Annotated in this window: 1 protein-coding gene; it reads right to left on the reverse strand. The window is 71.1% G+C overall.

What is annotated here, in order from left to right:
* Window positions 1-11 precede the first annotated feature (11 nt).
* On the reverse strand, window positions 12-26837 hold the full coding sequence (locus OIE13_RS13500; protein WP_326830084.1) for an SDR family NAD(P)-dependent oxidoreductase: 26826 nt from the start codon (window positions 26835-26837) through the stop codon (window positions 12-14).
* Window position 26838: the final 1 nt, after the last annotated feature.

The raw sequence follows: 26838 nt of genomic DNA on the forward strand, positions 1-26838 counted from the left end.
CAAGCTTCCTCTCACTGCCTTTTGTTCAACACCGTGCGTTCGAGCCAGTCCGTCACGCGGCCACCGGTCTCCACGACGTGCTGCTCAAGCATCGACAGATGGTCGCCGGGGCCGTCGATGACGTCGGTCATCCCGGGCAGCGTCGATCGCCAGGCGTCGTCGTGCACGGTGCCCAGCGGCACAGAGGCGCGTACCAGCAGCGATGGCACGCGCGTCGGCCGAGGACGCCACGACGACAACAGGTCCACATACCAGACGGTGGCCGACAACCGGATCCAGTCGAGCCCGTCGACCACCGATTCCCGGGCATGCAACGCCGGCCACAGCCTGGGCCGCAACACCTCGGCGGCTTTCGAGTCGAGCAAGTGGGTATCCAACAGGACAACCGCGTCGACGGCAAGGCCGCGATCTTCAAGCCAGGCGGCGACCTCGTGGGCGAGCAACCCGCCCGAAGATGTCCCGAGCAGGACAAGCGGACCCGCCACGGTGCGGTCCACGACCGCGGTCGCCAGTTGCTCGATCAACGCGGTCCGGGAGCTGGGCAACGGCTCGCCGGCGGTGAACCCGCCGGGCGTGACCACGCTGACATCCCACTGGCCGCCAAGAGCGGTGGCCAGACCATAGTAGACATGCTCGCCGGTGGTGGGAACGACGGGCGCGACACAGACCAGCTGACGCCCGGTTCCACTGTCCCTCAACGGCGTCAGGCGCAGGGCCGGCGGCTCGGCCGACTTCTCACGCACTTCGGCCACCCCGCGCAGCAACGCGTCCGCCTGGTCCAGCATGCCGGCGTCGACCGACTGCCGGTACAGGTCCGCGATGACGTCCGGCGGGCTCTGTGGCGCGCTTGGCGCAGTGTCCACCGCGACCCCGCGGACAAACAGCTCGGCCGCCGAAAGCACCACCCTGTCCATGCCACCCTCGTCGCGGCGCAACGTCCCGACGACCACCGCGGTGACCCCCGCCTCGTCCACCGCCTGCTCGATCCCCAGCGCCAGCAGCGGATGCGGGCCGACCTCGACGAACGCCCGATACCGCTCCTCCAGCAACCGCTCGATCGCCGACGCGAACTCCACCGTCCGCCGTACGTTCTCGTACCAGTAGCCGGAGTCCAACTCGGAGCCGTTCAGCCATTGCCCGGTCGCCGTCGACAACATCGGCACCCGCACCGTACGCGGCGCCACCTCGGCCAGATCGGCCAACAGCTCGTCCCGGAGCCCCTCGACCTGAGGCGAGTGCGCAGCGAAGTCCGCTCCGGCCAGCTGCCAGCGCATCACCCCATCGGCTGACAACCGCCGCTCCAGCACCCGCATCGCATCCGGATCACCGGCCACCGTCACCACCTGGGGACCGTTGACCGCCGCGATCGAGACCCGGTCCAGCAGCCCGGCATCGGCGAGCATCCCGCGAACCCGCTCCGCCGGAGCCATCACCGACAGCATCATCCCGCCTCCGGACAGCCGCTCAGCGATCAGGCGGCTGCGCAACGCCACCACCCGGGCGCCATCGGACAACGACAGCCCGCCCGCCGCGACCGCGGCGGCGATCTCGCCCTGCGAATGGCCCACCACCGCGTCCGGGCGCAGCCCCAGCGACTCCCATACGGCTGCCAGCGACACCATCACCGCGAACGACGCCGACTGGACCACATCCACCCGATCCAGCCCCGGAGCACCCTCCACCCGGCGGATCACATCCAGCAGCGACCAGTCCACGAACGGCTCCAACGCCGCCGCGCACTCCGCCATCCGGCGGGCGAACACCGGCGACTCCTCCAGCAGCCGCGCACCCATCCCCGCCCACTGCGCCCCCTGCCCCGGGAACACCCACACCATCCGGCCATCCACGTCGGCCACACCCCGCACCACACCCGCCGCCGAGTCACCGGAAGCGACCGCGGCCAACCCCGCCAGCAACTCCTCGCGATCCCCGCTGACCACCACCGCCCGATGCGCGAACGCCGACCGTGACGTGGCCGGCGAGAACATCACATCGGCCGGCCCCAGCTCGTTACCCTCCTCCACATACACCGCCAGACGGCCCGCCTGCGCCCGCAACTCCCCACCCGACCTGCCCGAGATCACGTACGGCATCACACCCGCCGGCAGCGCCGCGTCCGCCACGCCCGGCTCGGCCTGCGGCCCCTGGTCGAGCTCGTCCAGATAGTGGGCGAGAGCCTCGGAGGTCGAGTGCCGGAACACCGCGCTTGCTTCGATCTTCTTGCCGGTGCGGGCGCGCAGCCTGGCGCGCAAGTCAATCAAGGCCAACGAGTCCAGGCCGAGCTGGGTGAACTCACGGTCCGGCGCCACCGCTTGCATATCAGGCAGGCCGAGGGCCCTGGCCACCTCGGTCCGGACGAGATCCACCGCCGACAGCGGCTCGGTCCGGGCATCGGCATCGGCTTCGATGGGGCCGGGGGGCATGGTGTGGGCCACCCGCGGCCAGAACCGCTGCCGTTGGAAGGCATACGTGGGCACGGCGCACCGCCCGCCCGGAATCACGGCCGCCCAGTCCACCGCGACGCCGCGCACATGGAGTCCTGCCAGCGCGTTGACCAGGCCGGACAGTGAACCACAGGTTCCCGGTTCGACGACGACGTCGTCCTGCCCGAACGGCCGGACCCGGTAGTCGGCGACACGAGGGTCCTGGGCCTTGGCGGTGACCAGTTCGTAGGCGTCGTCCAGCGACAACGCCCCGGCCACGTACGCGGCGGCGACCTCGCCCCCCGAATGGCCGCGGACCTCTGCCTGCACTCCCCAGGACTCCAGCAACCTGAACAACGCCACCTCGAACGCGAAACCGCTCTCCTCCCCGAACCGGCCGCCGATCTCGGCCGGCGCTGCCGCGAACACCGGGAACCGGGCCAGCTCACGGCCCATCTCTGTGCACGCGGTCGCGCCGGCGAACACGATCGTCGGTACCACCGGCTTCCCAACCACACCACGGGCGACCAGCTCATGGTCCTCGCCTCTCGCGAGAGCGGCGAGGGCGTCAAGGCTGCCGTCCAGCACCGCCGCGCGGTACTCGAAGTGCGTGCGAGACACCGCAAGCGGTCGAGCCGCACGCGCGTCAGGGTCGGCCGCCAGGAGGCGTTCCGCCTGTACGCCAAGGGCATCGGCGGTGCGGCCGGACAGCAACCAAGGCGGCTCCCCCGGGCCGGACGGATTTTCGGACCGTTCGCCTTCTTCAGGAATGGACCGTTCGGCTTCTTCGAGAATGACGTGTGCGTTGGTCCCGCTGATTCCGAAGGCGGACACCGCACCGCGTCGTGGGCGCCCGTTGGTCGCCCACGGCACCGCCTCGGTCGCCAGCCTGACCGAACCGGCCGACCAGTCCACATGAGACGAAGGCTCGTCCACATGGAGCGTCCGCGGCAGAGTTCCGTGCCGCATGGCGAGGATCAGCTTCACCACGCCTGCCACCCCCGCGGCCGCCTGGGTGTGCCCCAGGTTCGACTTCACCGAACCGAGCCACAACGGCCGGTCCCGGTCCTGACCGTAGGTCGACAGCAACGCGTCGGCCTCAATCGGGTCTCCCAGCCTGGTTCCGGTGCCGTGTGCCTCCACCACGTCCACATCGGACACCGACAGGCCTGCGGAGGCCAACGCCTGGCGAATGACACGTTGCTGCGCGACGCCGTTCGGTGCGGTGAGCCCGTTCGAGGCGCCGTCCTGGTTGACGGCACTGCCCCGGAGCACTGCCAACACCTCATGGCCCTTCGCCCGCGCGTCCGACAGCCGCTCGACCACAAGCATGCCCACGCCTTCAGCCCACCCTGTCCCGTCGGCCGCGTCGGCGAAAGCCTTGCAACGCCCGTCGCCGGCCAGCACTCCTTGCCGAGTTAACTCGACGAACCCTTCTGGCGTCGTCATCACCGTGACGGCACCGACCAGGGCGAGCGAGCACTCCCCGGACCGGAGTGACCGAGCGGCCAGATGCAGAGCGACCAACGACGAGGAGCACGCGGTGTCCACGGTGAGCGCCGGACCGGTGAAGCCGTACGTGTAGGAGAGCCGCCCGGACGCCACGCTCGCCGCGCTGCCAATGCCGACATAGCCCCCGAAGTCGTCTTCAGACTGGGCCAGCAGCGTCGGGTAGTCCTGACCGTTGGTCCCGATGAACACGCCCACGTCATTACCACGCAGGGTCGCGGGCACGATGCCGGTTTGTTCCAGTGCCTCCCACGACGTCTCCAACAGCAGTCGCTGCTGGGGGTCCATCGCCAGGGCCTCGCGGTGGTTGATCCCGAAGAATCCCGGGTCGAAGTCGGCGACTCCGGCGAGGAACCCGCCGGATGTGGTGGCACTGCGGCTCGTCAAGGTCGTCAGATCCCAGCCGCGGTCCTCCGGGAAAGAGGACAGCACCTCACCTCCATCGGCCAGCAATCGCCACAGTTGCTCAGGAGTGTCGATCTCACCTGGAAAACGGCACGCCATACCAACAATCGCGATCGGGTCGTCGTCGTGGTCGGCCCTCGTCTGAGGCCGGCTGACATCCGGAGCGGCGCCTTCGATCCGCGACCAGAGATAGGTGATCAGCTCATCAGCCGTCGGATGGTCGAACACCATGGTCACGGGTAGCGCCAGCCCGATGCGTTTCGCCAGGCCGTTGCGCAGCTCCACAGTGGTGAGCGAGTCGAAGCCCAGGTCCTTGAAGGCGCGGTCACCACCGATGTTCACACCGTCCGCGTGGCCGAGGACAGCCGCGATCTGGTGGCGTACCAGCTCGGCCAAGGCGTCCTTGCTGTGCAGGCGCCGACGTTCGCCCGCGTCTTCGCCGCCACCGGCGGCCGCACGAGCCACCCGCCTCGCCGGTACCAGCCCTCGCAGCAACGCCGGCACCTCGCCGGCGCGGCCCCGCAACGCCTCCACCTCCACCCGCAGCGGCACCGTCATCGCCGCATCCGTCCGCACACTCACATCGAACAGCCGCAACCCCTCGGCCGCGGACAGGGCCGGCAACCCGATCCGGGCCAGCCGCTCGCGGCCGGCGTCGGACAGCTCGGCGCTCATCCCGGTGTCCACATCCCACAGCCCATACGCCAGCGACGTCGCCACCAGCCCTCGCGACCGCCGATAGGCCGCCAGCGCGTCCAGGAACACGTTGGCCGCCGCGTAGTTGCCCTGACCCTCCGCCAGGACCAGCCCACCGGCCGAGGACACCAGCACGAACATCGCCAGCGGCAGATCCCGGGTCAGCTCATGCAGATGCCAGGCCGCGTCCGCCTTGGGACGCAGCACCGCATCCAACCGGCTTGGCGACAACGCCTCCACCACACCGTTGTCCGCCACTCCCGCCGCGTGCACCACACCCACCAGCGGGGCCGAATCCGGAACCGACCCCACGACCTGTGCCAGCGCGTCCCGATCCCCGACATCGCACGCCATCACGCGGACGTCGGCCCCCAGCCCGGTCAGCTCCTGCACCAGCGTCTCGGCACCCTGCGCCGTCAGCCCGCGCCGGCTCACCAGCAGCAAGGAACGCACACCGTGATCGGTCACCAGGCGACGAGCCAGCAACGCCCCCAACCCGCCCGTACCGCCGGTCACCAGCACCGTCCCCGCGGCCACCTCAACCGAGCCGCCGGACCGCTCGGCGAAGCCCAGGTCCGGCTCCGCCTCCGAGTCGTCGGCGACCACGGTGACGGGCCGCTCAGGCTGCGCCATCCTGACCAGCCGGGGGACCAGGAACGCCCCGGAGCGCACCGCCAGCTCCGGTTCACCGCAGGCCACCGCCACACCCACCGCCGCGTCCCGTTCCTGGCCCTCGTCCAGATCCAGCAGCACGAACCGTCCCGGGTGCTCGGCCTGCGCCGCCCGCACCAACCCCCATACCGGCGCGACCGCCACATCCACATCCACGTCCGTGCCATCGCCCACCGCCACCGCGCCCCGGGTCACCACCACCAAAGGTGCCGAACCCTGGCTCTCCCGCTCCAGCCAGGCCTGCAGCGCCTCAAGCACGCCGCCGACCACCGAACGCACCACCTCCGGCGTCTCACCGGCCGGCCGCGCCTCACAGTCCACCACCACCGAATCGACAGCCACCTCAAGAGAGCGGTCGGCGGCGAGCTCGGACCATTCGGTCACCGCTGCCGCACCGGCCGCGAGCGTCTCGATCGGGTTCCACGCCACCTGGAACAGGGACTGCTCTGCCGCTGCCGCGCCCAACTGCTGCGCCGACACCGGACGCCCCACCATCGCCCCCGCCGACAGCACCGGACGGCCGTTCTCATCGGCCACGTCCAAGGTCAACGTGTGCTCACCCGAATGCCGCACCCGCACCCGCAGCGTCGAAGCACCCGAGGCGTGCAGCGCCACCTGCCGCCACACGAACGGCAACACCGCCCGCCCGCCGCTCGCCACACCCGAGGGATCGATCAGCGACACGTGCATCGCCGCGTCCAGCAACGCCGGATGCACCCCGAACCGCGCCGCCTCCGCAGCCACCCGCTCATCCAGCACGACCTCGGCGAACAACTCCTCCCCCCGCCGCCACGCCGCGCGCAACGCCTGAAACGCCGGCCCGTAGCCGTAGCCGACCTCGGCCAGCCGCTCATACGCCCCCGCCACCTCCACCTCGGCCGCCCCCGCCGGCGGCCACTGCACCAGATCGAATCCCGGCTCGGCCGCCCGCTCCGCGAGCACTCCCTGGGCGTGCAGCGTCCACTCACCGCCCGCTCGCTCATCGGCTCGGGAGTACACCCGGACCGCGCGCCGGCCGGCCTCACCGGGGCCGTCGACGACCACCTGGACCCGCACCCCGCCGGTCTCGGGCAGCACCAACGGCGCCTGCAGCGCCAGCTCCTCCACCACCGCACAGCCGACCTCATCGCCCGCGCGGACCACCAGCTCCACGAACCCGGTCCCGGGCATCAGCACCCGTCCCAGAACCTGGTAATCACCCATCCACGGCTGCTCCGACGCCGACAACCGCCCGGTCAGGACCACCCCACCGGACTCCGGCGACACCACCACCGCCCCCAGCAACGGATGGAGCACCGTTCCCAGCCCCAGACCTCGCGCGTCCCCGCCCCGCCGACCGGTCGGCCAGAACCGCTCCTTTTGGAAGGCATAGGTGGGCAACTCCACCCGGCGGGCAGCGGGGAGCACTGCCGGCCAGCTCACCGGCACCCCACGCACGTGCAGGGCGGCCAACGCCGTCACGATCGTCTTCTGCTCGTCCTGGCCCCCGCGCAGTGCCGGCACCAACACCGCAACCGGATCAGAACCGGCTTCGGCTTCCGCGGCGAGGGTGTCCTGCGCCATCGCGGTCAGTACGCCGTCGGGGCCCAGTTCCAGGTAGGCCCGCACCCCCTGAGCGTGCAGCGCCCGGACGCCGTCGGAGAACCGCACCGCGCCACGCACCTGATCCACCCAGTAATCCGGCGAGCACAGCTGCTCGGCGGTGGCCGCCTGCCCGGTCACCGTGGACACGAGAGGAATCTGTGGCGGGCTGTAGGTCAGCGTGCCCGCCACCGCCCGGAAGTCCTCCAGCATCGGATCCATCAACGGCGAATGGAAGGCGTGCGACACCCGCAACCGCTTCGTCCTGACCCCCCGAGACTCCAACTCGGCGGCGATGGCCAGCACCGCCTCCTCCACCCCGGCGATCACCACCGAGGCCGGACCGTTCACCGCCGCGACCGACACCTCGCTCTCACGCCCCGCCAGCAGCCCGGCGACCTCCTCCTCAGAGGCCCGCACCGCGACCATCGCCCCACCGGCAGGGAGCGCCTGCATCAACCGCGCCCGGCCCGCCACCAGCACACACGCATCCGACAGGGACAACACCCCCGCCACATGCGCCGCGGTGATCTCCCCGATCGAATGGCCCGCCAGCACACCCGGCCGCACCCCCCAGGACTCCACCAACCGGAACAGCGCCGTCTCCACCGCGAACAGGGCCGGCTGCGCCCACCCCGTCCGATCCAGCAACCCGGCCTGCGCACCACCCGGCTCGGCGAACAGCACCTCACGCAACGACCCATCCAGCAGCGGGTCCAGCTCCGCGATCACCGCATCCAACGCCGCCGCGAACACCGGGAACCGCTCATACAACTCCCGGCCCATCCCCGCCCGCTGACTGCCCTGACCGGTGAACAGCACCGCCGGCTTGGCCGCGCCCCGCGCCGAACCGGTCACCACACCGGCGGCCGGCGCACCCTCGGCCACCGCGGCCAGACCCCGCACCAACTCCGCCCGCTCAGCACCCACCACCGCCGCCCGATACTCAAACGCCGATCGAGCCGTCGCCAGCGACACCCCCACCTCGGCCAACCCCAGACCAGGCGAACCCTCCACATGCGACAACAACCGGGCCGCCTGCGCCCGCAACGCCACCTCACTGCGCGCCGACACCACCCACGCCACGGCCCCGCCATCAGCCCCGTCGACCCTGGCCGCCGCGACCTCCGCCACCCCGGAAGGCTGCTCCAAGATCACATGCGCGTTGGTACCGCTGATCCCGAACGACGACACCGCAGCCCGACGCGACCGCTCCACCCGAGGCCACGACCGCGCTTCGGTCACCAGCTCGACCGCGCCCTCGCTCCAGTCCACATGCGACGACGGCGCATCCACATGCAATGTGCGCGGCACCACGCCCTCACGCATCGCCATGACCATCTTGATGATCCCCGCCACACCGGCGGCCGTCTGGGTGTGACCGATGTTCGACTTGATCGAGCCGAGCAGCAACGGCTGTGCGGCATCGCGGCCCTGTCCGTAGGTGGACATCAGAGCCCGCGCCTCGATGGGATCACCCAACCGCGTTCCGGTGCCGTGCGCCTCGACCACATCGACATCCGACGCCGACAGCCCGGCACCGGCCAGCGCCTGGCGGATCACCCGCTGCTGCGACGGACCGTTCGGCGCCGTCAACCCGTTCGACGCCCCGTCCTGGTTGACCGCCGACCCGCGCAGCACCGCCAGCACCTGATGACCGTTGCGCCGCGCGTCCGACAACCGCTCCAGCACCAGCACCCCGACACCCTCGGCCCAGCCGACCCCGTCGGCCGACTCGGAGAACGACCGGCACCGGCCATCCACCGACAGACCACGCTGCCGGGCGAACCCGATGAAGGTGTTCGGAGTGGACATCACGGTCGCCCCACCCGCCAACGCCAGCGAACAGTCCCCCGCCCGCAGCGCCTGCGCCGCCAGATGCACCGCCACCAGCGACGACGAACACGCCGTGTCCACCGTCACCGCCGGACCCTCCAACCCCAGCGTGTACGACACCCGGCCCGAGGCCACACTCGGCGCGGTCCCGATACCTTCGTAGCCCTCGACGGCGTCACGCCGACCGAGCCCCTCATCGGCCGTGGCCTGGTGTACCCGGCCGGCGGCGTTGCCCAGCGCCAGACCGTAATCGTTGTACGTCAGACCGGTGAACACCCCGGTCTCGCTGCCCCGCAACGTCCCCGGCTCGATCCCGGCCCGCTCGACCGCCTCCCAGGACACCTCCAGCAGCAACCGCTGCTGCGGATCAACCGCCAGAGCCTCACGCGGCGAGATCCCGAAGAACCCCGGATCGAACTCATCGGCATCGTGCAGGAACCCGCCATGACGCGTATACGACGTCCCCACCCGACCAGGATCCGGATCATAGATACCCTCCAGATCCCAACCGCGATTGGTCGGGAAACCAGTGATCGCGTCGCTCTCCTCGATCACCAGGCGCCACAGATCCTCCGGAGAGGAAACCCCACCTGGATAGCGGCACGCCATCCCCACGATCACGATCGGATCGTCGGCCACCGAACGCACCACCGGCAGATCCGCGACCTGCTCGGAGTCCACCGAGCCGAACAGCTCCCCGTATAGGAATTCCGCCACGCGGTACGAGGTCGGGTAGTCGAAGACCAGCGTTGCGGGCAACGACAACCCCGTCGCCGCGGCCAGCTGGTTGCGCAACTCCACCGCGGCCAGCGAATCCAGCCCCATCGTGCTGAAGGCCCGGTCGGGCTCCACCGCATCCCCCGACGCGTGACCCAGCACCACCGCCACCTGCCGCCGTACCAGCTCTTCCAGCACCCGCCCCCGCTCGCCCACCTCCAGGCCGGCCAAGCGCCGCCGCAACCCGTCTTCTTGGCCGCCGCCGGCGGCCACCCGGACCGTTCGCCTCGCCGGTACCAGCCCCCGCAGCAACGCCGGCACCTCACCGCCGCGGCCCCGCAACACCTCCACCTCCACCCGCAGCGGCACCGTCATCGCCGCATCCGTCCGCACACTCACGTCGAACAGCCGCAACCCCTCGGCCGCGGACAGGGCCGGCAACCCGATCCGGGCCAGCCGCTCGCGGTCGGCGTCGGACAGCTCGGCGCTCATCCCGGTGGCCGCATCCCACAGCCCGTACGCCAGCGACGTCGCCACCAGCCCTCGCGATCGCCGATAGGCCGCCAACCCGTCCAGGAACACGTTGGCCGCCGCGTAGTTGCCCTGACCCTCCGCCAGGACCAGCCCACCGGCCGAGGACACCAGCACGAACATCGCCAGCGGCAGATCCCGGGTCAGCTCATGCAGATGCCAGGCCGCGTCCGCCTTGGGACGCAGCACCGCATCCAACCGGCTTGGCGACAACGCCTCCACCACACCGTTGTCCGCCACTCCCGCCGCGTGCACCACGCCCACCAGCGGGGCCGAATCCGGAACCGACCCCACGACCTGTGCCAGCGCGTCCCGATCCCCGACATCGCACGCCATCACGCGGACGTCGGCCCCCAGCCCGGTCAGCTCCTCCACCAGCGTCTCGGCACCCTGCGCCGTCAGCCCGCGTCGGCTCACCAGCAGCAAGGAACGCACACCGTGATCGGTCACCAGGCGACGAGCCAGCAACGCCCCCAACCCGCCCGTACCGCCGGTCACCAGCACCGTCCCCGCGGCCACCTCAACCGAGCCGCCGGACCGCTCGGCGAAGCCCAGGTCCGGCTCCGCCTCCGAGTCGTCGGCGACCACGGTGACGGGCCGCTCAGGCTGCGCCATCCTGACCAGCCGGGGGACCAGGAACGCCCCGGAGCGCACCGCCAGCTCCGGTTCACCGCAGGCCACCGCCACACCCACCGCCGCGTCCCGTTCCTGGCCCTCGTCCAGATCCAGCAGCACGAACCGCCCCGGGTGCTCGGCCTGCGCCGCCCGCACCAACCCCCATACCGGCGCGACCGCCACCTCCACGTCCGCGCCCTCACCCACCGCCACCGCGCCCCTGGTCACCACGACCAAAGGCGCCGACGTCGGATCCTCCCGCTCCAACCACGCCTGCAGCGCCTCAAGCACGCCGCCGGCCACCGAACGCACCACCTCCGGCGTCTCACCGGCCGGCCGCGCCGCGCAGTCCACCACCACAATCGAATCGGCGGCATCGACAGCCGCATCAGGAGAAGCGGACCACTCCCTCACCTGCGCCGCACCGGCGGTCGCGGGCGTCTCGATCGGGTTCCACGCCACCTGGAACAGGGACTGCTCCCCTCCCGCCGCGCCCAGCTGCCGCGCCGACACCGGACGCCCCACCATCGCCCCCGCCGACAGCACCGGACGGCCGTTCTCATCGGCCACGTCCAAGCTCAGCGTGTGCTCACCCGAATGCCGCACCCGCACCCGCAGCATCGAGGCGCCCGAGGCGTGCAGCGCCACCTGCCGCCACACGAACGGCAACACCGCCCGCCCGCCGCTCGCCACACCCGAGGGATCGATCAGCGACACGTGCATCGCCGCGTCCAGCAACGCCGGATGCACCCCGAACCGCGCCGCCTCCGCAGCCACCCGCTCATCCAGCACGACCTCGGCGAACAACTCCTCCCCCCGCCGCCAGGCCGCGCGCAACGCCTGAAACGCCGGCCCGTAGCCATAGCCGATCTCGGCCAGCCGCTCGTAGGCCCCCGCCACGTCCACCTCGGCCGCCCCCGCCGGCGGCCACCGCACCAGATCGAATCCCGGCTCCGCCGCCCGCTCCGCGAGCACTCCCTGGGCGTGCAGCGTCCACTCACCGCCCTCGTGCTCATCCGCCCGGGAATACACCCGCACCGCGCGCCGGCCGGCCTCACCGGGGCCGTCGACGACCACCTGGACCCGCACCCCGCCGGTCTCGGGCAGTATCAGCGGCGCCTGCAGCGCCAGCTCCTCCAGCACCGCGCAGCCGACCTCGTCACCCGCGCGGACCACCAGCTCCACGAATCCGGTCCCGGGCAGCAGTACCCGGCCCAGAACCTCGTGGTCGCAGATCCACGGATGGGTCGATGCCGACAACCGCCCGGTCAGGACCACCCCGTCCGACTCCGGCGACACCATCACCGCCCCCAGCAGCGGGTGCAGCACCGTCTCAAGCCCCAGACCTCGCGCGTCCCCGCCCCGCCGGCCGGTCGGCCAGAACCGCTCCTTCTGGAAGGCATAGGTGGGCAGCTCCACCCGCCGCCCACCCGGCAACACCGCACGCCAATCAAGGGGAACCCCGCGCACGTGCAACCCGGCCAACGCCATCACGATCGTCGTCTGCTCGTCCTGGCCCCCGCGCAGTGCCGGCACCAACACCGCAACCGGATCAGAACCGGCTTCGGCTTCCGCGGCGAGGGTGTCTTGGGCCATCGCGGTCAGCACCCCGTCCGGGCCCAGCTCCAGATAGGCCCGCACCCCCTGAGCGTGCAACGTCCGGACACCGTCGGAGAACCTCACAGCCCGACGCACCTGCTCCACCCAGTAATCCGGCGAGCACAACTGCTCCGCCATGGCCGCCTCCCCAGTCAGGGTGGACACGATGGCGATGCGCGGCGAGTTGTAGGTGAGCGTCCCGGCGATCGCGCGGAAGTCCTCCAGTATCGGATCCATCAACGGCGAATGGAACGCATGCGACACCCGCAACCGCCGCGTCCTGACCCCGCGCTCCTCCAGGGCGGCGGCGATGTCGAGAACCGGCTGCTCGATCCCGGCGATCACCACCGAGGCCGGGCCGTTCACCGCCGCGACCGACACCTCACTCTCACGCCCCGCCAGCAGAGTGGCGACCTCCTCCTCGGACGCCCGCACCGACACCATCGCCCCACCGGCAGGTAGCGCCTGCATCAACCGCGCCCGACCCGCCACCAGCACACACGCATCCGACAGGGACAACACCCCCGCCACATGCGCCGCGGTGATCTCCCCGATCGAATGCCCCGCCAGCACACCCGGCCGCACCCCCCAGGACTCCACCAACCGGAACAGCGCCGTCTCCACCGCGAACAACGCCGGCTGCGCCCACCCCGTCCGATCCAGCAACCCCGCCTCGACCGACCCCGGCTCGGCGAACAGCACCCCTCGCAGCGACCCGCCGTCCAGTTGCCCGGCCGGCTCCCGCTCCAACCGCTCCAGCAGCGGGTCCAGCTCCGCGATCACCGCATCCAACGCCGCCGCGAACACCGGGAACCGCGCATACAACTCCCGGCCCATCCCCGCCCGCTGACTGCCCTGACCGGTGAACAGCACCGCCGGCTTGGCCGCGCCCCGCGCCGAACCGGTCACCACACCGGCGGCCGGCGCACCCTCGGCCACCGCGGCCAGACCCCGCACCAACTCCGCCCGCTCAGCACCCACCACCGCCGCCCGATACTCAAACGCCGATCGAGCCGTCGCCAGCGACACCCCCACCTCGGCCAACCCCAGACCGGGGAAGCTCTCCACATGCGACAACAACCGCGCCGCCTGCGCCCGCAACGCCACCTCACTGCGCGCCGACACCACCCACGCCACGGCCCCGGACTCGGCGACCTCGACCTCGACCTCGGCCGCCGCGACCTCCGCCACCCCGGAAGGCTGCTCCAAGATCACATGCGCGTTGGTACCGCTGATCCCGAACGACGACACCGCAGCCCGGCGCGGACGCCCGGCCTCCGGCCACGACCGCGCTTCGGTCACCAGCTCGACCGCGCCCTCGCTCCAGTCCACATGCGACGACGGCGCATCCACATGCAACGTGCGCGGCACCACACCCTCACGCATCGCCATGACCATCTTGATGATCCCCGCCACCCCGGCGGCCGTCTGGGTGTGACCGATGTTCGACTTGATCGACCCCAGCAGCAGCGGCCGGTCGGCCGACCTGTCCTGCCCGTACGTCGCCAGCAGCGCCTGAGCCTCGATCGGGTCACCCAACGTCGTCCCCGTGCCGTGCGCCTCCACCGCGTCCACCTCGGACGCCGACAACCCGGCGCTCGCCAGCGCCTGGCGGATCACCCGCTGCTGCGACGGACCGTTCGGCGCCGTCAACCCATTCGACGCCCCGTCCTGGTTCACCGCCGAACCGCGCAGCACCGCCAGCACCTGATGACCGCTACGTTGCGCGTCCGACAACCGCTCCAGCACCAGCACCCCGACACCCTCGGCCCAGCCGACCCCATCGGCCGACTCGGAGAACGACCGGCACCGGCCATCCACCGACAGACCACGCTGCCGGGCGAACCCGATGAAGGTGTTCGGAGTGGACATCACCGTCGCCCCACCCGCCAACGCCAGCGAACAATCCCCCGCCCGCAGCGCCTGCGCCGCCAGATGCACCGCCACCAGCGACGACGAACACGCCGTGTCCACCGTCACCGCCGGACCCTCCAACCCCAGCGTGTACGACACCCGGCCCGAGGCCACACTCGGCGCGGTCCCGGTACCTTCGTACCCCTCGACGGCGTCACGCCGGCCGAGCCCTTCGACCACCTCGCCGACGGCGGCGTTGCCCAGAACCAGGCCATAGTCGTTGTACATCACTCCGGTGAACACACCGGTCTGGCTGCCCCGCAACGACTCCGGCTCGATCCCGGCCCGCTCGACCGCCTCCCACGACACCTCCAGCAACAACCGCTGCTGCGGATCAACCGCCAACGCCTCACGCGGCGAGATCCCGAAGAACCCCGGATCGAACTCATCGGCGTCATGCAGGAACCCGCCATGTCGGGTGTACGACGTCCCCACCCGGCCGGGATCCGGATCGTAAATACCTTCCAGATCCCAACCGCGGTTGGTCGGGAAACCGGTGATCGCGTCGGCCTCCTCGACCACCAGCCGCCACAGATCCTCCGGAGAGGCGACCCCGCCCGGATAGCGGCACGCCATCCCCACGATCACGATCGGATCGTCCGCCACCGAACGCACCACCGGCGACAGCACAGCCGAATCGGCCCGCTCACCCAGCAACTCGCCCAGCAGGAACTCCGCCAGCACGACCGGTGTCGGGTAGTCGAACACCAGCGTCGCCGGCAACCGCAAGCCCGTCGCACTGTTCAGCCGGTTACGCAACTCCACCGTGGTGAGACTGTCAAATCCCAGGTCACGGAACTCCCGCCGCACCTCCACCGCATCGGGCGACGCATGCCCCAGCACCATCGCCGCCTGCGCGCGTACCAACTCCAGCACGAACCGAACCCGATCAGCCTCACCCATCCCGGCCAACCGTCCACCCAGTGCCCCGTCACCCGCCGGCACCAACGCCGAGGCCGCCGACCGGCGGACCCCCCGCACCAACCCCCGCAGCAGGTGCAGCACCTCACCACCCGCCCGCACCACCGCCGACGCATCCAACCGCGCCGCCACCACCACCGCAGGACCCGCCACAGCAGCCGCGTCGAACAACGCCAGCCCCTGCTCGACCGTCAAGGCCGAAATCCCCGCCCGCTCAATCCGCCGCATATCCGCCTGGCCCAGCGTGCCCGTCATCCCCGCGTCCCGCACCCAAGCACCCCACGCAACCGACACCCCAGCCAGGCCCAGCGCACGCCGATGCTCGGCCAGCGCATCCAAAAACGTGTTCGCCGCCGCGTAGTTGCCCTGCCCCTGCCCACCGAACGTCCCGGCCACCGACGAAAACAGCACAAACCCTGCCAGATCCATGTCCTGGGTCAGCTCATGCAGATGCCACGCCGCATCCACCTTCGGCCGCAGCACGGTGTCCAGCCGCTCCTTCGACAGCGACGCGATCGTCCCGTCATCCAGCACACCCGCCGCATGAACCACCGCGGTGAGCGGATGCTCTGCCGGGACCTGCGCCAGCAACGCCGCCACCTGCTCCCGATCCGCCACATCACACGCCACGACCGCGACCTCGACCCCATGCGCGATCAGCTCGGCCTGCAACTCCACCGCACCCGGAGCCTCCAACCCCCGGCGACCGGCCAAAAGCAGGTGCCGCACCCCGTGCTCGGCCACCACATGCCGGGCCACCTCCGCACCCAGACCACCGGTGCCACCGGTGATCAGCACCGTGCCCTCCGGGTTCCAGACCTGGGGCATGGTCAGCACGATCTTGCCGGTGTGCCTGGCCTGGCTCATGAACCGGAACGCCTCCCGGCCCCGCCGCACATCCCACGCCGTGAACGGCAACGGCCGCAACTCACCCGAGGCGAACAATCCCATCAACTCGCCCAGCATCTGCTCCAGCCGCTCGGGGCCGGTCTCCCCCAGGTCGAACCACCGGTAGGTCAGCCCCTCCGGGAACTGCTCCTGGTCGCGGATGTCCAGCTTGCCGATCTCTATGAACCGGCCCCCTGGGGCCAGCAGCCGCGTCGAGGCGTCGATGAACTCACCCGTCAGCGAGTTCAGCACCACATCGATCCCCCGCTCCCCGCACACCTTCCGGAAGCGCTCCTCGAACTCCAGATCCCGGGAGGAGGCGATGTGATCCTCGGGGATGCCCAGCGAACGCAGCACCTCCCACTTGGCCGGGCTGGCTGTGGCGAACACCTCCACCCCAAGCCGCTGAGCCAGCTGAATCGCCGCCATCCCCACACCACCGGCACCCGCGTGCACCAGCAGCGACTCGCCCGCCCGCAAAGCGGCCAGGTCCATCAGCCCGTAATAGGCCGTCAGGAACGCCACCGGGATCGTCGCCGCCTGCTCGAAAGAGCAGTGATCGGGAATTTTGGCCACGGCTGTAGCGTCGGTGATCATCACCGGGCCGAAGGCGCCCTCGGCCAGACCCGTCACCCGATCCCCGGGGTGCAGACTCTCCACCCCGAGGCCGACCTCCAGCACCACCCCGGCGGCCTCGCTGCCCATCAGGCCGACCTTGTCCTGCCACCAGCCCAGCGCGTTCAACCCGTCCAGCAGGTCGCGGAAGTTCACGCCCGCCGCATGCACCGCCACCCGCACCTGACCGGCCCCCAACGCCTCGGCCGCCTCCGGGAACGGCAGCAGTTCCAGCGCGTCCAGGCTGCCCTTGGCCCGGCTGCCCAGCCGCCACGGCACCCCACCGCCTGGAGGCAGCAACCCCGCTCCCGAACCCAGCGACGCCAGCCGAGCCGCCCGCACCTCGCCGTGGCGCACCACCGCCTGCGGCTCGCCCGAGGACATGAGCGCGGGCAACACCGTCGGCAACACCGACAGCGAGGACTCCTGCCCGTCCACATCCACCAGCACGAACCGGCCCGGATTCTCCGACTGCGCCGACCGCACCAGCCCCCACACCGCGGCAGCCACCGGATCGGGGGACTCCCCCTCACCGGTCGCCACCGCACCACATGTCGTCACCACCAGGCAGGAGTCGCGGTACCGCTCATCGGCCAGCCACCCCTGCAACAAGCCCAGCACTCCGGCGGTGACCTCATGCGCCGACTCCACCACGTCCACGGCTCCGCACGCCGCCGTGGCCACCTCGGCCAGCACCACAGCCGGCACCGGACCCGCCTCAACCAACGCCGACAGATCCCGATGAACCGCGATCGACCGCCCGGCCGCATCCCACACATCCGTGAGCCCCAGCGTGTCAGGCTCAAGCACCGCGCACCCGACCGCTGCCGCCGCCGTCGGATCGGTCACCTGCAGATCGGGCAGCACAGTCCACTCCAGCCGGAACAGCGCGTCCCGATCCACCCCGCGGCCGCCGTCGGCGGCAGCCAGCCGGTCGCGCGAGATCGGCCGCAACGCCAGGGAGCGCACCGACAACACCGGTTCCCCCGCGGCGTCCACCGCCGTCAGCGACACCGCCTCATCGCCCGTCTTGACCAGCCGAACCCGCAGCGCCGACGCCCCGGACGCGTGCAGACACACCTCACCCCAGAAGAACGGCAACCGGCCACCCTCGACCTGCTCCAGTCCTATGAACGCCAGGGCGTGCAGCACCGCGTCCAGCAACGCCGGATGCATCCCGAACGCGCCCGCGCTCAAGGCCGCCTGTTCAGGAAGGGCGACCTCGGCGAAGATCTCCTCCTCACCCTGCCAGGCCGCCCGCAGCCCCTGGAACACCGGACCATAGTCGAAGCCACCCGCGGCCAGCCCCTCATACAACCCGTCCAGCTCGATCGCGGTCGCCGCAGCCGGCGGCCACACACTCGCGTCGAACATCTCGGCCATCCGGCCACTGCCTGCCAGCACACCGGTCGCATGCTGTATCCACGGCTGATCATCCGGGGCGTCGGCAGCCCGGGCATACACGTTCACCGTCCGGCGGCCCGGCTCCTGGGGCGCACCCACCGACACCTGCACCACGACCGCTTCCCGCTCATCCAGCACCAGCGGCGCGATCAGGGTCAGCTCCTCCACCATGTCACAGCCGACCTGGTCACCCGCCCGGATCGCCAGCTCCAGGAATCCGGTACCCGGGAAAATCACCGTTCCGGCCACCATGTGATCGGCCAGCCATGGATGCGATCGCAGGGACAACCGCCCGCTCAGCACCACCCCATCCGAATCGGCCAGACTCACCGCCGCACCCAGCAGCGGGTGATACGTCGCGGCCAGGCCCACCTCCGCCACATTCCCCATACCGGCGCCGGTGTTCTCGGGCCAGTACCGCCGATGCTCGAAGGCGTACGTGGGCAGTTCAACCCGGTGCCTGCCCGGCAGCACCGCACGCCAATCGACCGGCACCCCGTGCACGTGCAACTCGGCCAGCGCCGACATCACCGTGCTCTGCTCATCCCGGTCCCTGCGCAACACCGGCACCAGCACGGTGGCCGACTCGTGCACGTTGGCGTCCGAGCCGGCGAGCGTGGCAAGGGTGTCCTGGGCCATCGCGCTCAGCACCCCATCGGGGCCCAGCTCCAGGTAGGCCCGCACGCCCAGACCATGCAACGCACGGACGCCGTCGGCGAAGCGGACCGCGTCACGCACCTGGTCGACCCAGTAGTCCGGCGAGCACACCTGCTCGGCCGTCGCCTGCTCCCCGGTCAGGGTGGACACCACCGGGATTCGCGGCGGGTTGTAGGTGAGCGTCCCGGCGATCGCGCGGAAGTCCTCCAGCATCGGATCCATCAACGGCGAATGGAACGCATGCGACACCTGCAACCGCCGCGTCTTGACCCCCCGCTGCTCCAGGGCGGCCGCCACCTCAAGAACCGGCTCCTCAACTCCGGAGATCACCACCGAGGCCGGGCCGTTGACAGCGGCGATCGACACCTCACCCTTACGCCCCGCCAGCAGAGCGGCGACCTCATCCTCGGACACCGCCACCGCCGCCATCGCCCCACCGGCAGGAAGCGCCTGCATCAACCGCGCCCGCGCCGCCACCAACACGCACGCATCACTCAGCGACAACACCCCGGCCACATGCGCCGCCGTGATCTCCCCGATCGAGTGCCCGGCCAGCACGTCCGGCCGCACCCCCCATGAGGACACCAGACGGAACAGCGCCGTCTCCACCGCGAACAACGCCGGCTGCGCCCATCCGGTCTGATCCAGCGCCTCAGCCTCGGCCGTACCCGGCTCGGCGAACAGCACCTCCCGCAGCGACCCACCCGACTGCCCGTCAAGCAGCGGGTCCAGCTCGTCGATCACCTCATCCAACGCCCCCGCGAACACCCGGAACCGGTCATACAACTCCCGGCCCATCCCCACCCGCTGACTACCCTGACCGGTGAACAACACCGCCAGCCTCGGCTCCACCGCCGCCACCCCGCGCACCACACCCGCACCGGCGCGGTCCTCGGCGAGCGCGCCCAAACCGGCCAGCACACCCTCATGGTCGCTCGCCAGCACCACCGCCCGATGCTCGAACGCCGACCGGGTCGTGGCCAGCGAGAACGCCACATCGGCCAAGGCCAACTCATCGTGGCCCTCCACATGCGCGGCCAGCCGCCCGGCCTGCGCCCGCAACGCCCCAGCCGTACGGCCCGACACCACCACCGGCAGCACACCCGCACCCGCGGCCGGCGCATCGTCCCGCGCCGCCGTTCCGGCCTCGATCCGCGGAGCCTCCGGCCCCTGTTCGAGGATGACGTGCGCGTTGGTGCCACTGATTCCGAACGACGACACACCTGCCCGGCGCGGACGACCCGTCTGCGGCCACTCGGCCGCCTCGGTCAGCAACTCCACCGCACCCGAGGCCCAGTCCACATGCGAGGACGGGGTATCGACGTGCAGCGTCTTGGGCAGCACGCCGTGCCGCATCGCCAGCACCATCTTGATCACACCGGCCACGCCCGCGGCGGCCTGGGGGTGACCGAGGTTCGACTTGATCGCGCCCAGTAGCAGCGGCCGGTCCTCCGGCCGGTCCTTGCCGTACGTGGCCAGCAGCGCCTGGGCCTCGATCGGGTCACCCAGCCTGGTGCCCGTACCGTGCGCCTCCACCGCGTCCACCTCGGACGGCGACAGCCCCGCACCGGCCAGCGCCTGACGGATCACCCGCTGCTGCGAAGGACCGTTCGGCGCGGTCAACCCGTTCGACGCCCCGTCCTGGTTGATCGCCGACCCGCGCACGATCGCCAGCACCTGATGACCGTTACGGCGGGCATCCGACAACCGCTCCAGCACCAGCATGCCCAAGCCCTCAGACCAGGTGGTGCCGTCCGCGGTGTCGGCGAACGCCTTACACCGCCCATCAGGCGACAGCCCACCCTGCGCGCTGAACTCGATGAACCCAAACGGGGTGGTCATCACCGTGGCACCGCCGGCCAGCGCCAGGCTGCACTCGCCCGAGCGCAGCGCCTGCGCCGCCATGTGCATCGCCACCAGCGACGACGAACACGCGGTGTCCACCGTCACCGCCGGACCCTCCAACCCCAGCGTGTAGGACAGCCGGCCCGACAGCACACTGGCCGCCATACCGGTGATGGCGTGGCCTTCCACATCCGCCCGGGCGTTCACGACGAGGCTCGCGTAGTCCTGACCGTTGGTGCCCACGAACACCCCGGTCGGACTGCCCTTCAGCGAAACCGGGTCGATCCCGGCCCGCTCGACCGCCTCCCACACCCCCTCCAGCAGCAACCGCTGCTGCGGGTCCATCGCCAGCGCCTCACGCGGCGAGATCCCGAAGAACCCCGCGTCGAACCCCGCCACATCCGCCAGGAACCCACCCTGAACGTCGAGGCCCGTCCCGGACAGCGTCTCCAGATTCCAGCCTCGATCGGCCGGGACCGGCGAGATCGCGTCCCCGCCCTCGGACAGCAACCGCCACAGCTCTTCCGGCGAGTTCACCCCACCGGGGAACCGGCAGCTCATCCCCACGATCACGATCGGATCCTCGGCCGTCGACGCCCTCGGCCCGGCCACCACACCCGAGACCGCCGCCTGGTCCTGCCGGCCCAGCAGCTCCGACACCAGGAACCGCGCCAGCACGGTCGGCGTCGGATAGTCGAACACCAGCGTCGCAGGCAACCGCAACCCGACGGCGATGTTGAGCCGGTTGCGCAGGTCCACCGCGGTCAGGGAGTCGAAGCCCAGCTCACGGAACTCACGTCCGGGCTGGACGTCCTCCCCCGAGGCGTGCCCCAGCACCACCGCCGCCTGAGCGCGCACCAGCTCCACCACCAGCCGAACCCGCTCGGCCTCCTCCAGCCCCGCCAGCCGCCGCACCAGCTCCGAATCCCCGCTTGCCGAGGTGGAGACCGCCAGGCGGCGGCCCGCACGCACCAGGCCCCGCATCAGATGCGGCACCTCGGGGACCAGCACCGACAGATCCAGCCGCGCCGCCACCACCGCCGCGTGATCCGACGCGGCCGCCAGCTCGAACATCGCGAGCCCCTGCTCGGCCGACAGCGCCGGCATCCCCGCCCGCGCCATCCGCTGCAGATCTATCGCCCCGAGGCTGCCGGTCATCCCGGTCTCCTGCGCCCACAAGCCCCAGGCCAGCGACAACCCGGGCAGCCCTTCGGCCCGGCGCAGCTGGGCCAGCGCGTCGAGGAACGCGTTCGCCGCCGCGTAGTTGCCCTGACCCGCGTTGCCCATCACCCCCGCCATCGAGGAGAACACGACAAACGCCGCAAGGTCCCGGTCCTGGGTGAGTTCGTGCAGGTGCCAGGCCGCGTCCGCCTTGGGACGCAGCACCGCATCCAGCCGCTCCGGCGTCAGCGACGGAATCGTGCCATCGGCCAGCACACCGGCGGTGTGGATCACCGCGGTCAGCGGGTGCTCGTCGTCCACCCGCGTCAGCAGCGCCGCCACCTGGTCGCGGTCGGCCATGTCGCAGGCCGCGATGGTGACCTCAACGCCGTGTGCGATCAGCTCGGCCTGCAGTTCCACCGCGCCGGGGGCGTCCAGGCCCCGGCGGCTGGTCAGCAGCAGATGCCGCACCCCACGCTCGGCCACCACATGCCGCGCGAACAGCGCGCCCAGACCACCGGTACCACCGGTGATCAACACCGTCCCCTCCGGATCCCAGGCCCGATCCTCATCCAGACCAGAGCCGGGCGTCACCCGCGCCAGACGCGGCACCCACACCTCGCCCCCGCGCACTGCCACCTGCGGCTCACCCGACGCCAACACCCCCGGCAGCACATCGAGCGAGGACTCCTGCCCGTCCACATCGACCAACCCGAACCGGCCCGGGTTCTCCGACTGGGCGCTGCGGACAAGCCCTCGCACCGCCGCCACGACCGGGTCCGGCGCCGCTTCATCCTGCACACCGGCACCGGTCGCCACCGCGCCCCGGGTGAGGAACACCAGCCGCGAATCGGCGAACCGCTCCTCGGCCAGCCACCCCTGCAACAGGTCCAGCACCCGGGCGGTCAGCGCATGCGCCGACTCCACCACCCCACCCACCGGATCCGAGACCACCTCCGCCAGCACCACAGCCGGCACCGCACCCACCTCCGCCAGCGACGCCAGCTCCGCGTGCACCTCCACCGCAAGGCCACCCGGCTCCCCGGCCACCCGCAACGCGGGAGCAACACCCAACACGTCCGCACCGAGCACCGCCACCGACATTCCGCCGACCTCCGGCAGAGCAGCCGCGGGCGCCCACTCCACCCGGAACAACGGGTCCCGACCGGCCCCGCGACCATCAGAGGCGCCTCCCAGCCGCTCAGCCGAGACCGGCCGCAACACCACCGAGCGCGCCGACACCACCGGCTCCCCGGCCGCGTCCACCGCGCTCAGCGACACTGCGTCCGGCCCCGTCCTGACCAGCCGCACCCGCAACACCGACGCCCCACCCGCGTGCAGACACACCTGTCCCCACGAAGACGGCAACCGGCCACCTTCCGCCGGCTCCAGTCCGACGAACGGCACCACGTGCAGCGCCGCGTCCAGCAATGCCGGATGCAGCCCGAACGAAGCGGCCCCACCGGTCTGCTCCGGCAGCCTCAGCTCGGCGAACACCTCACCGTCGCGTCGCCAGGCCGCCCGCAGCCCTTGGAACGCCGGGCCGTAGGCGATGCCGTCCTCGGCCAGTTCCTCGTACAGCCCCTCCAGCTCGATCGCGGTCGCCCCGGCCGGCGGCCACACCGCCACATCGAACGGCACGGCTTCCGGAACACCGGTCGCGAGCGTACCGGTCGCGTACCGTACCCACGGCACTTCATCAGCCGCATTCGCCGAACGGCCGTACACATTCAAGGTTCGGCGGCCGGTCTCCTCCGGCGCACCCACCGCGATCTGGATCACGACCGCGTCGTCCCCGCCCAGCACCAGCGGCGAGTCCAGCGTCAACTCCTCCACAAGGTCACAGCCGACCTGGTCACCGGCCCGTACCGCCAGCTCCACGAACGCCGCACCCGGCACCACCACCGAGCCCGCCACCACGTAATCGGCCAGCCACGGCTGCGCACTCACCGACACGCGGCCGGTCAGCAGCGCGCCGTCCGAGTCGGCCAGACCCACCACCGCACCCAGCAGCGGATGATCCGTCGCGGCCAGACCCAGCACCCGAGCATCACCGCTCTGCTTGGCGTTCGGCCAGAACCGCTGGTGCTGGAAGGCGTAAGCCGGCAGGTCGACGAGGCGCCCGCCCGGCAGCATCTGCCGCCAGTCCACCGCCACGCCACGGACGAACAGCTCGGCCGCCGAGACCAGCACCCGATCCAGGCCGCCGTCCTCACGCCGCAACGTCCCGGCGATCACCGTGACAGCGTCCGTCTCGTCCACACATTCACCGATACCGACCGTCAGCACCGGATGCGGGCTCACCTCCACGAACACCCGATACCGCTGCTCCAGCAACACCCCCACCGCCGGAGCGAAGCCCACCGTACGCCGCAGATTCTCACACCAATACCCGGCCCCCAGCTCCGCACCCTCCACCCACTGACCCGTCACCGTCGACAGCATCGGCACCCGCACCGGCCCCGGCGCCACCCCCGCCAGCACCTCAGCCAGCTCCTGCCCGATCAGATCCACCTGCGCCGAATGCGAGGCGTAATCCACCGCGATCCGCCGCACCCGCACCCCGTCCTCGGTCAGCCGCTCGACCAGCTCCTCCACGGCTTGGACCTCACCGGCCACCACCACCGAGTTCGGACCGTTGACCGCAGCCACCGAGATCCGCCCGTCCCAAGCCGCCAACCACTCCCGCACCTGCTCGACCGACAACGCCACCGACGCCATCGCCCCCAGCCCCGCCAACCGGTCAGCGATCAACCGGCTGCGCAACGCCACCACCCGCGCACCGTCCTGCAACGACAAGCCACCGGCCACCACCGCCGCCGCGATCTCCCCCTGCGAATGGCCCACCACCGCGTCCGGGCGAACCCCCAGCGACTCCCACACCGCCGCCAACGACACCATCACCGCGAACGAGGCCGGCTGCACCACATCCACCCGATCCAGCCCCGGAGCCCCCTCCACACCCCGCACCACATCCAGCAACGACCACTCCACGAACGGCTCCAACGCCGCCGCACACTCCGCCATCCGAGCCGCGAACACCGCCGACTCCTCCAGCAGCGCCGCGCCCATCCCCACCCACTGCGCCCCCTGACCCGGGAACACCCACACCGACTTCCCATCCACATCGGCCACACCCGCAACCACGCGCGTCGCCGACTCACCGGAAGCCACCGCCGCCAGCCCCGCCAGCAGACCCTCATGGCCACCGCCGACCACCACGGCCCGGTGCTCGAACACTGACCGCGTCGCGGCCAGCGAGAACGCCACATCGGTCAAGGCCAGCTCATCGTGGCCCTCCACGTGCGCGGCCAGACGCTCGGCCTGCGCCCGCAGCGCCCCAGCCGTACGGCCCGACACCAGCACCGGCACCACACCGGTAGCCGACGCCTGGTCCTCCGCGCCCGGCTCCGCCCCGATTCGTGAAGCCTCCGGTCCTTGCGGAGCCTCCTCGGTTGCGACCTCCAGGACCTGTTCGATGATCACGTGGGCGTTGGTGCCGCTGACCCCGAACGACGAGACACCCGCCCGGCGTGGACGACCTGCCTCCGGCCACTCCACCGGCTCGGTCAGCAGCTCGACCGCACCCTTGCTCCAGTCCACGTGCGAGGACGGCGCGTCCACGTGCAGCGTCTTGGGCAGCACCCCATGCCGCATCGCCATGACCATCTTGATCACACCGGCGACACCGGCTGCGGCCTGTGTGTGACCGATGTTCGACTTCACCGACCCCAGCAGCAGCGGCCGTGCGGCCTCGCGGCCCTGCCCGTAGGTGGCCAGCAACGCCTGCGCCTCGATCGGGTCGCCCAGCGTGGTTCCGGTCCCGTGCGCCTCGACCACATCCACCTCGGCCGACGACAAACCGGCACTGGCCAGCGCCTGGCGAATCACCCGCTGCTGCGACGGACCGTTCGGCGCGGTCAACCCGTTCGACGCGCCGTCCTGATTCACCGCCGAGCCACGCACCACCGCCAGCACCTGATGGCCGCTACGCCGCGCGTCCGACAACCGCTCCAGCACCAGCACCCCGACACCCTCGGCCCAGCCGACCCCATCGGCGCTGTCGGAGAACGCCTTGCACCGCCCGTCGGGAGCGAGCCCCCGCTGTCGCGAGAACTCCGTGAAGGAGAGGGGGGTGGACATCACCGTGACTCCGCCGGCCAGGGCGAGGTCCGATTCTCCCGAGCGGAGCGACTGTAGGGCCAGGTGGAGGGCGACCAGTGAGGAGGAGCAGGCGGTGTCGACGGTGACGGCCGGTCCTTCGAAGCCGAAGGTGTAGGCGATGCGTCCTGACGCGACGCTGCCCAGGTTGCCGATGGTGAAGTACCCCTCCAGTTCCTGGGGCACGTGGGGGAGTCGTGAGCTGTAGGTGTGGTCGAAGAGTCCCACATACACCGAGGTTCTGCTGCCGCGGAGCGGCGCCGGGTCGATGCCGGCTCGTTCGAGGGATTCCCAGGCGGTTTCGAGGAGGAGTCGTTGCTGGGGGTCGCTGGCGAGGGCTTCGCGTCGGGAGATGCCGAAGAAGTCGGCGTCGAAGCCGGCGATGTCGTCCAGGAATCCGCCGTGGCGGGTGTAGCTGGTGCCGGGGTGGTCGGGGTCGGGGTCGTAGAGTTGGTCGAGGTTCCAGCCGCGGTCGGCGGGGAACTCGGTGATGACGTCGCGGCCGGAGGCGACCAGGTCCCACAGTTGCTCGGGGGTGCTCACCCCGCCCGGCAGCCGGCACGCCATGCCCACGATCGCGATCGGCTCGCGGGACTTTGCCTCGATCTGGCGCAGCTGCCTTTGGGCCTGCTTGGTCTCGGCGATGGAACGCTTGAGGTATTCGCGTAGCTTGTCGTCGTTCGCCATC

Source organism: Streptosporangium sp. NBC_01810, from assembly GCF_035917355.1.
Classification (GTDB): Bacteria; Actinomycetota; Actinomycetes; order Streptosporangiales; family Streptosporangiaceae; genus Streptosporangium.

Bases quoted from the DNA above. Each gene is read 5' to 3' on its own strand.
- OIE13_RS13500 (WP_326830084.1), bottom strand. From the start codon at position 26,837: ATGGCGAACGACGACAAGCTACGCGAATACCTCAAGCGTTCCATCGCC.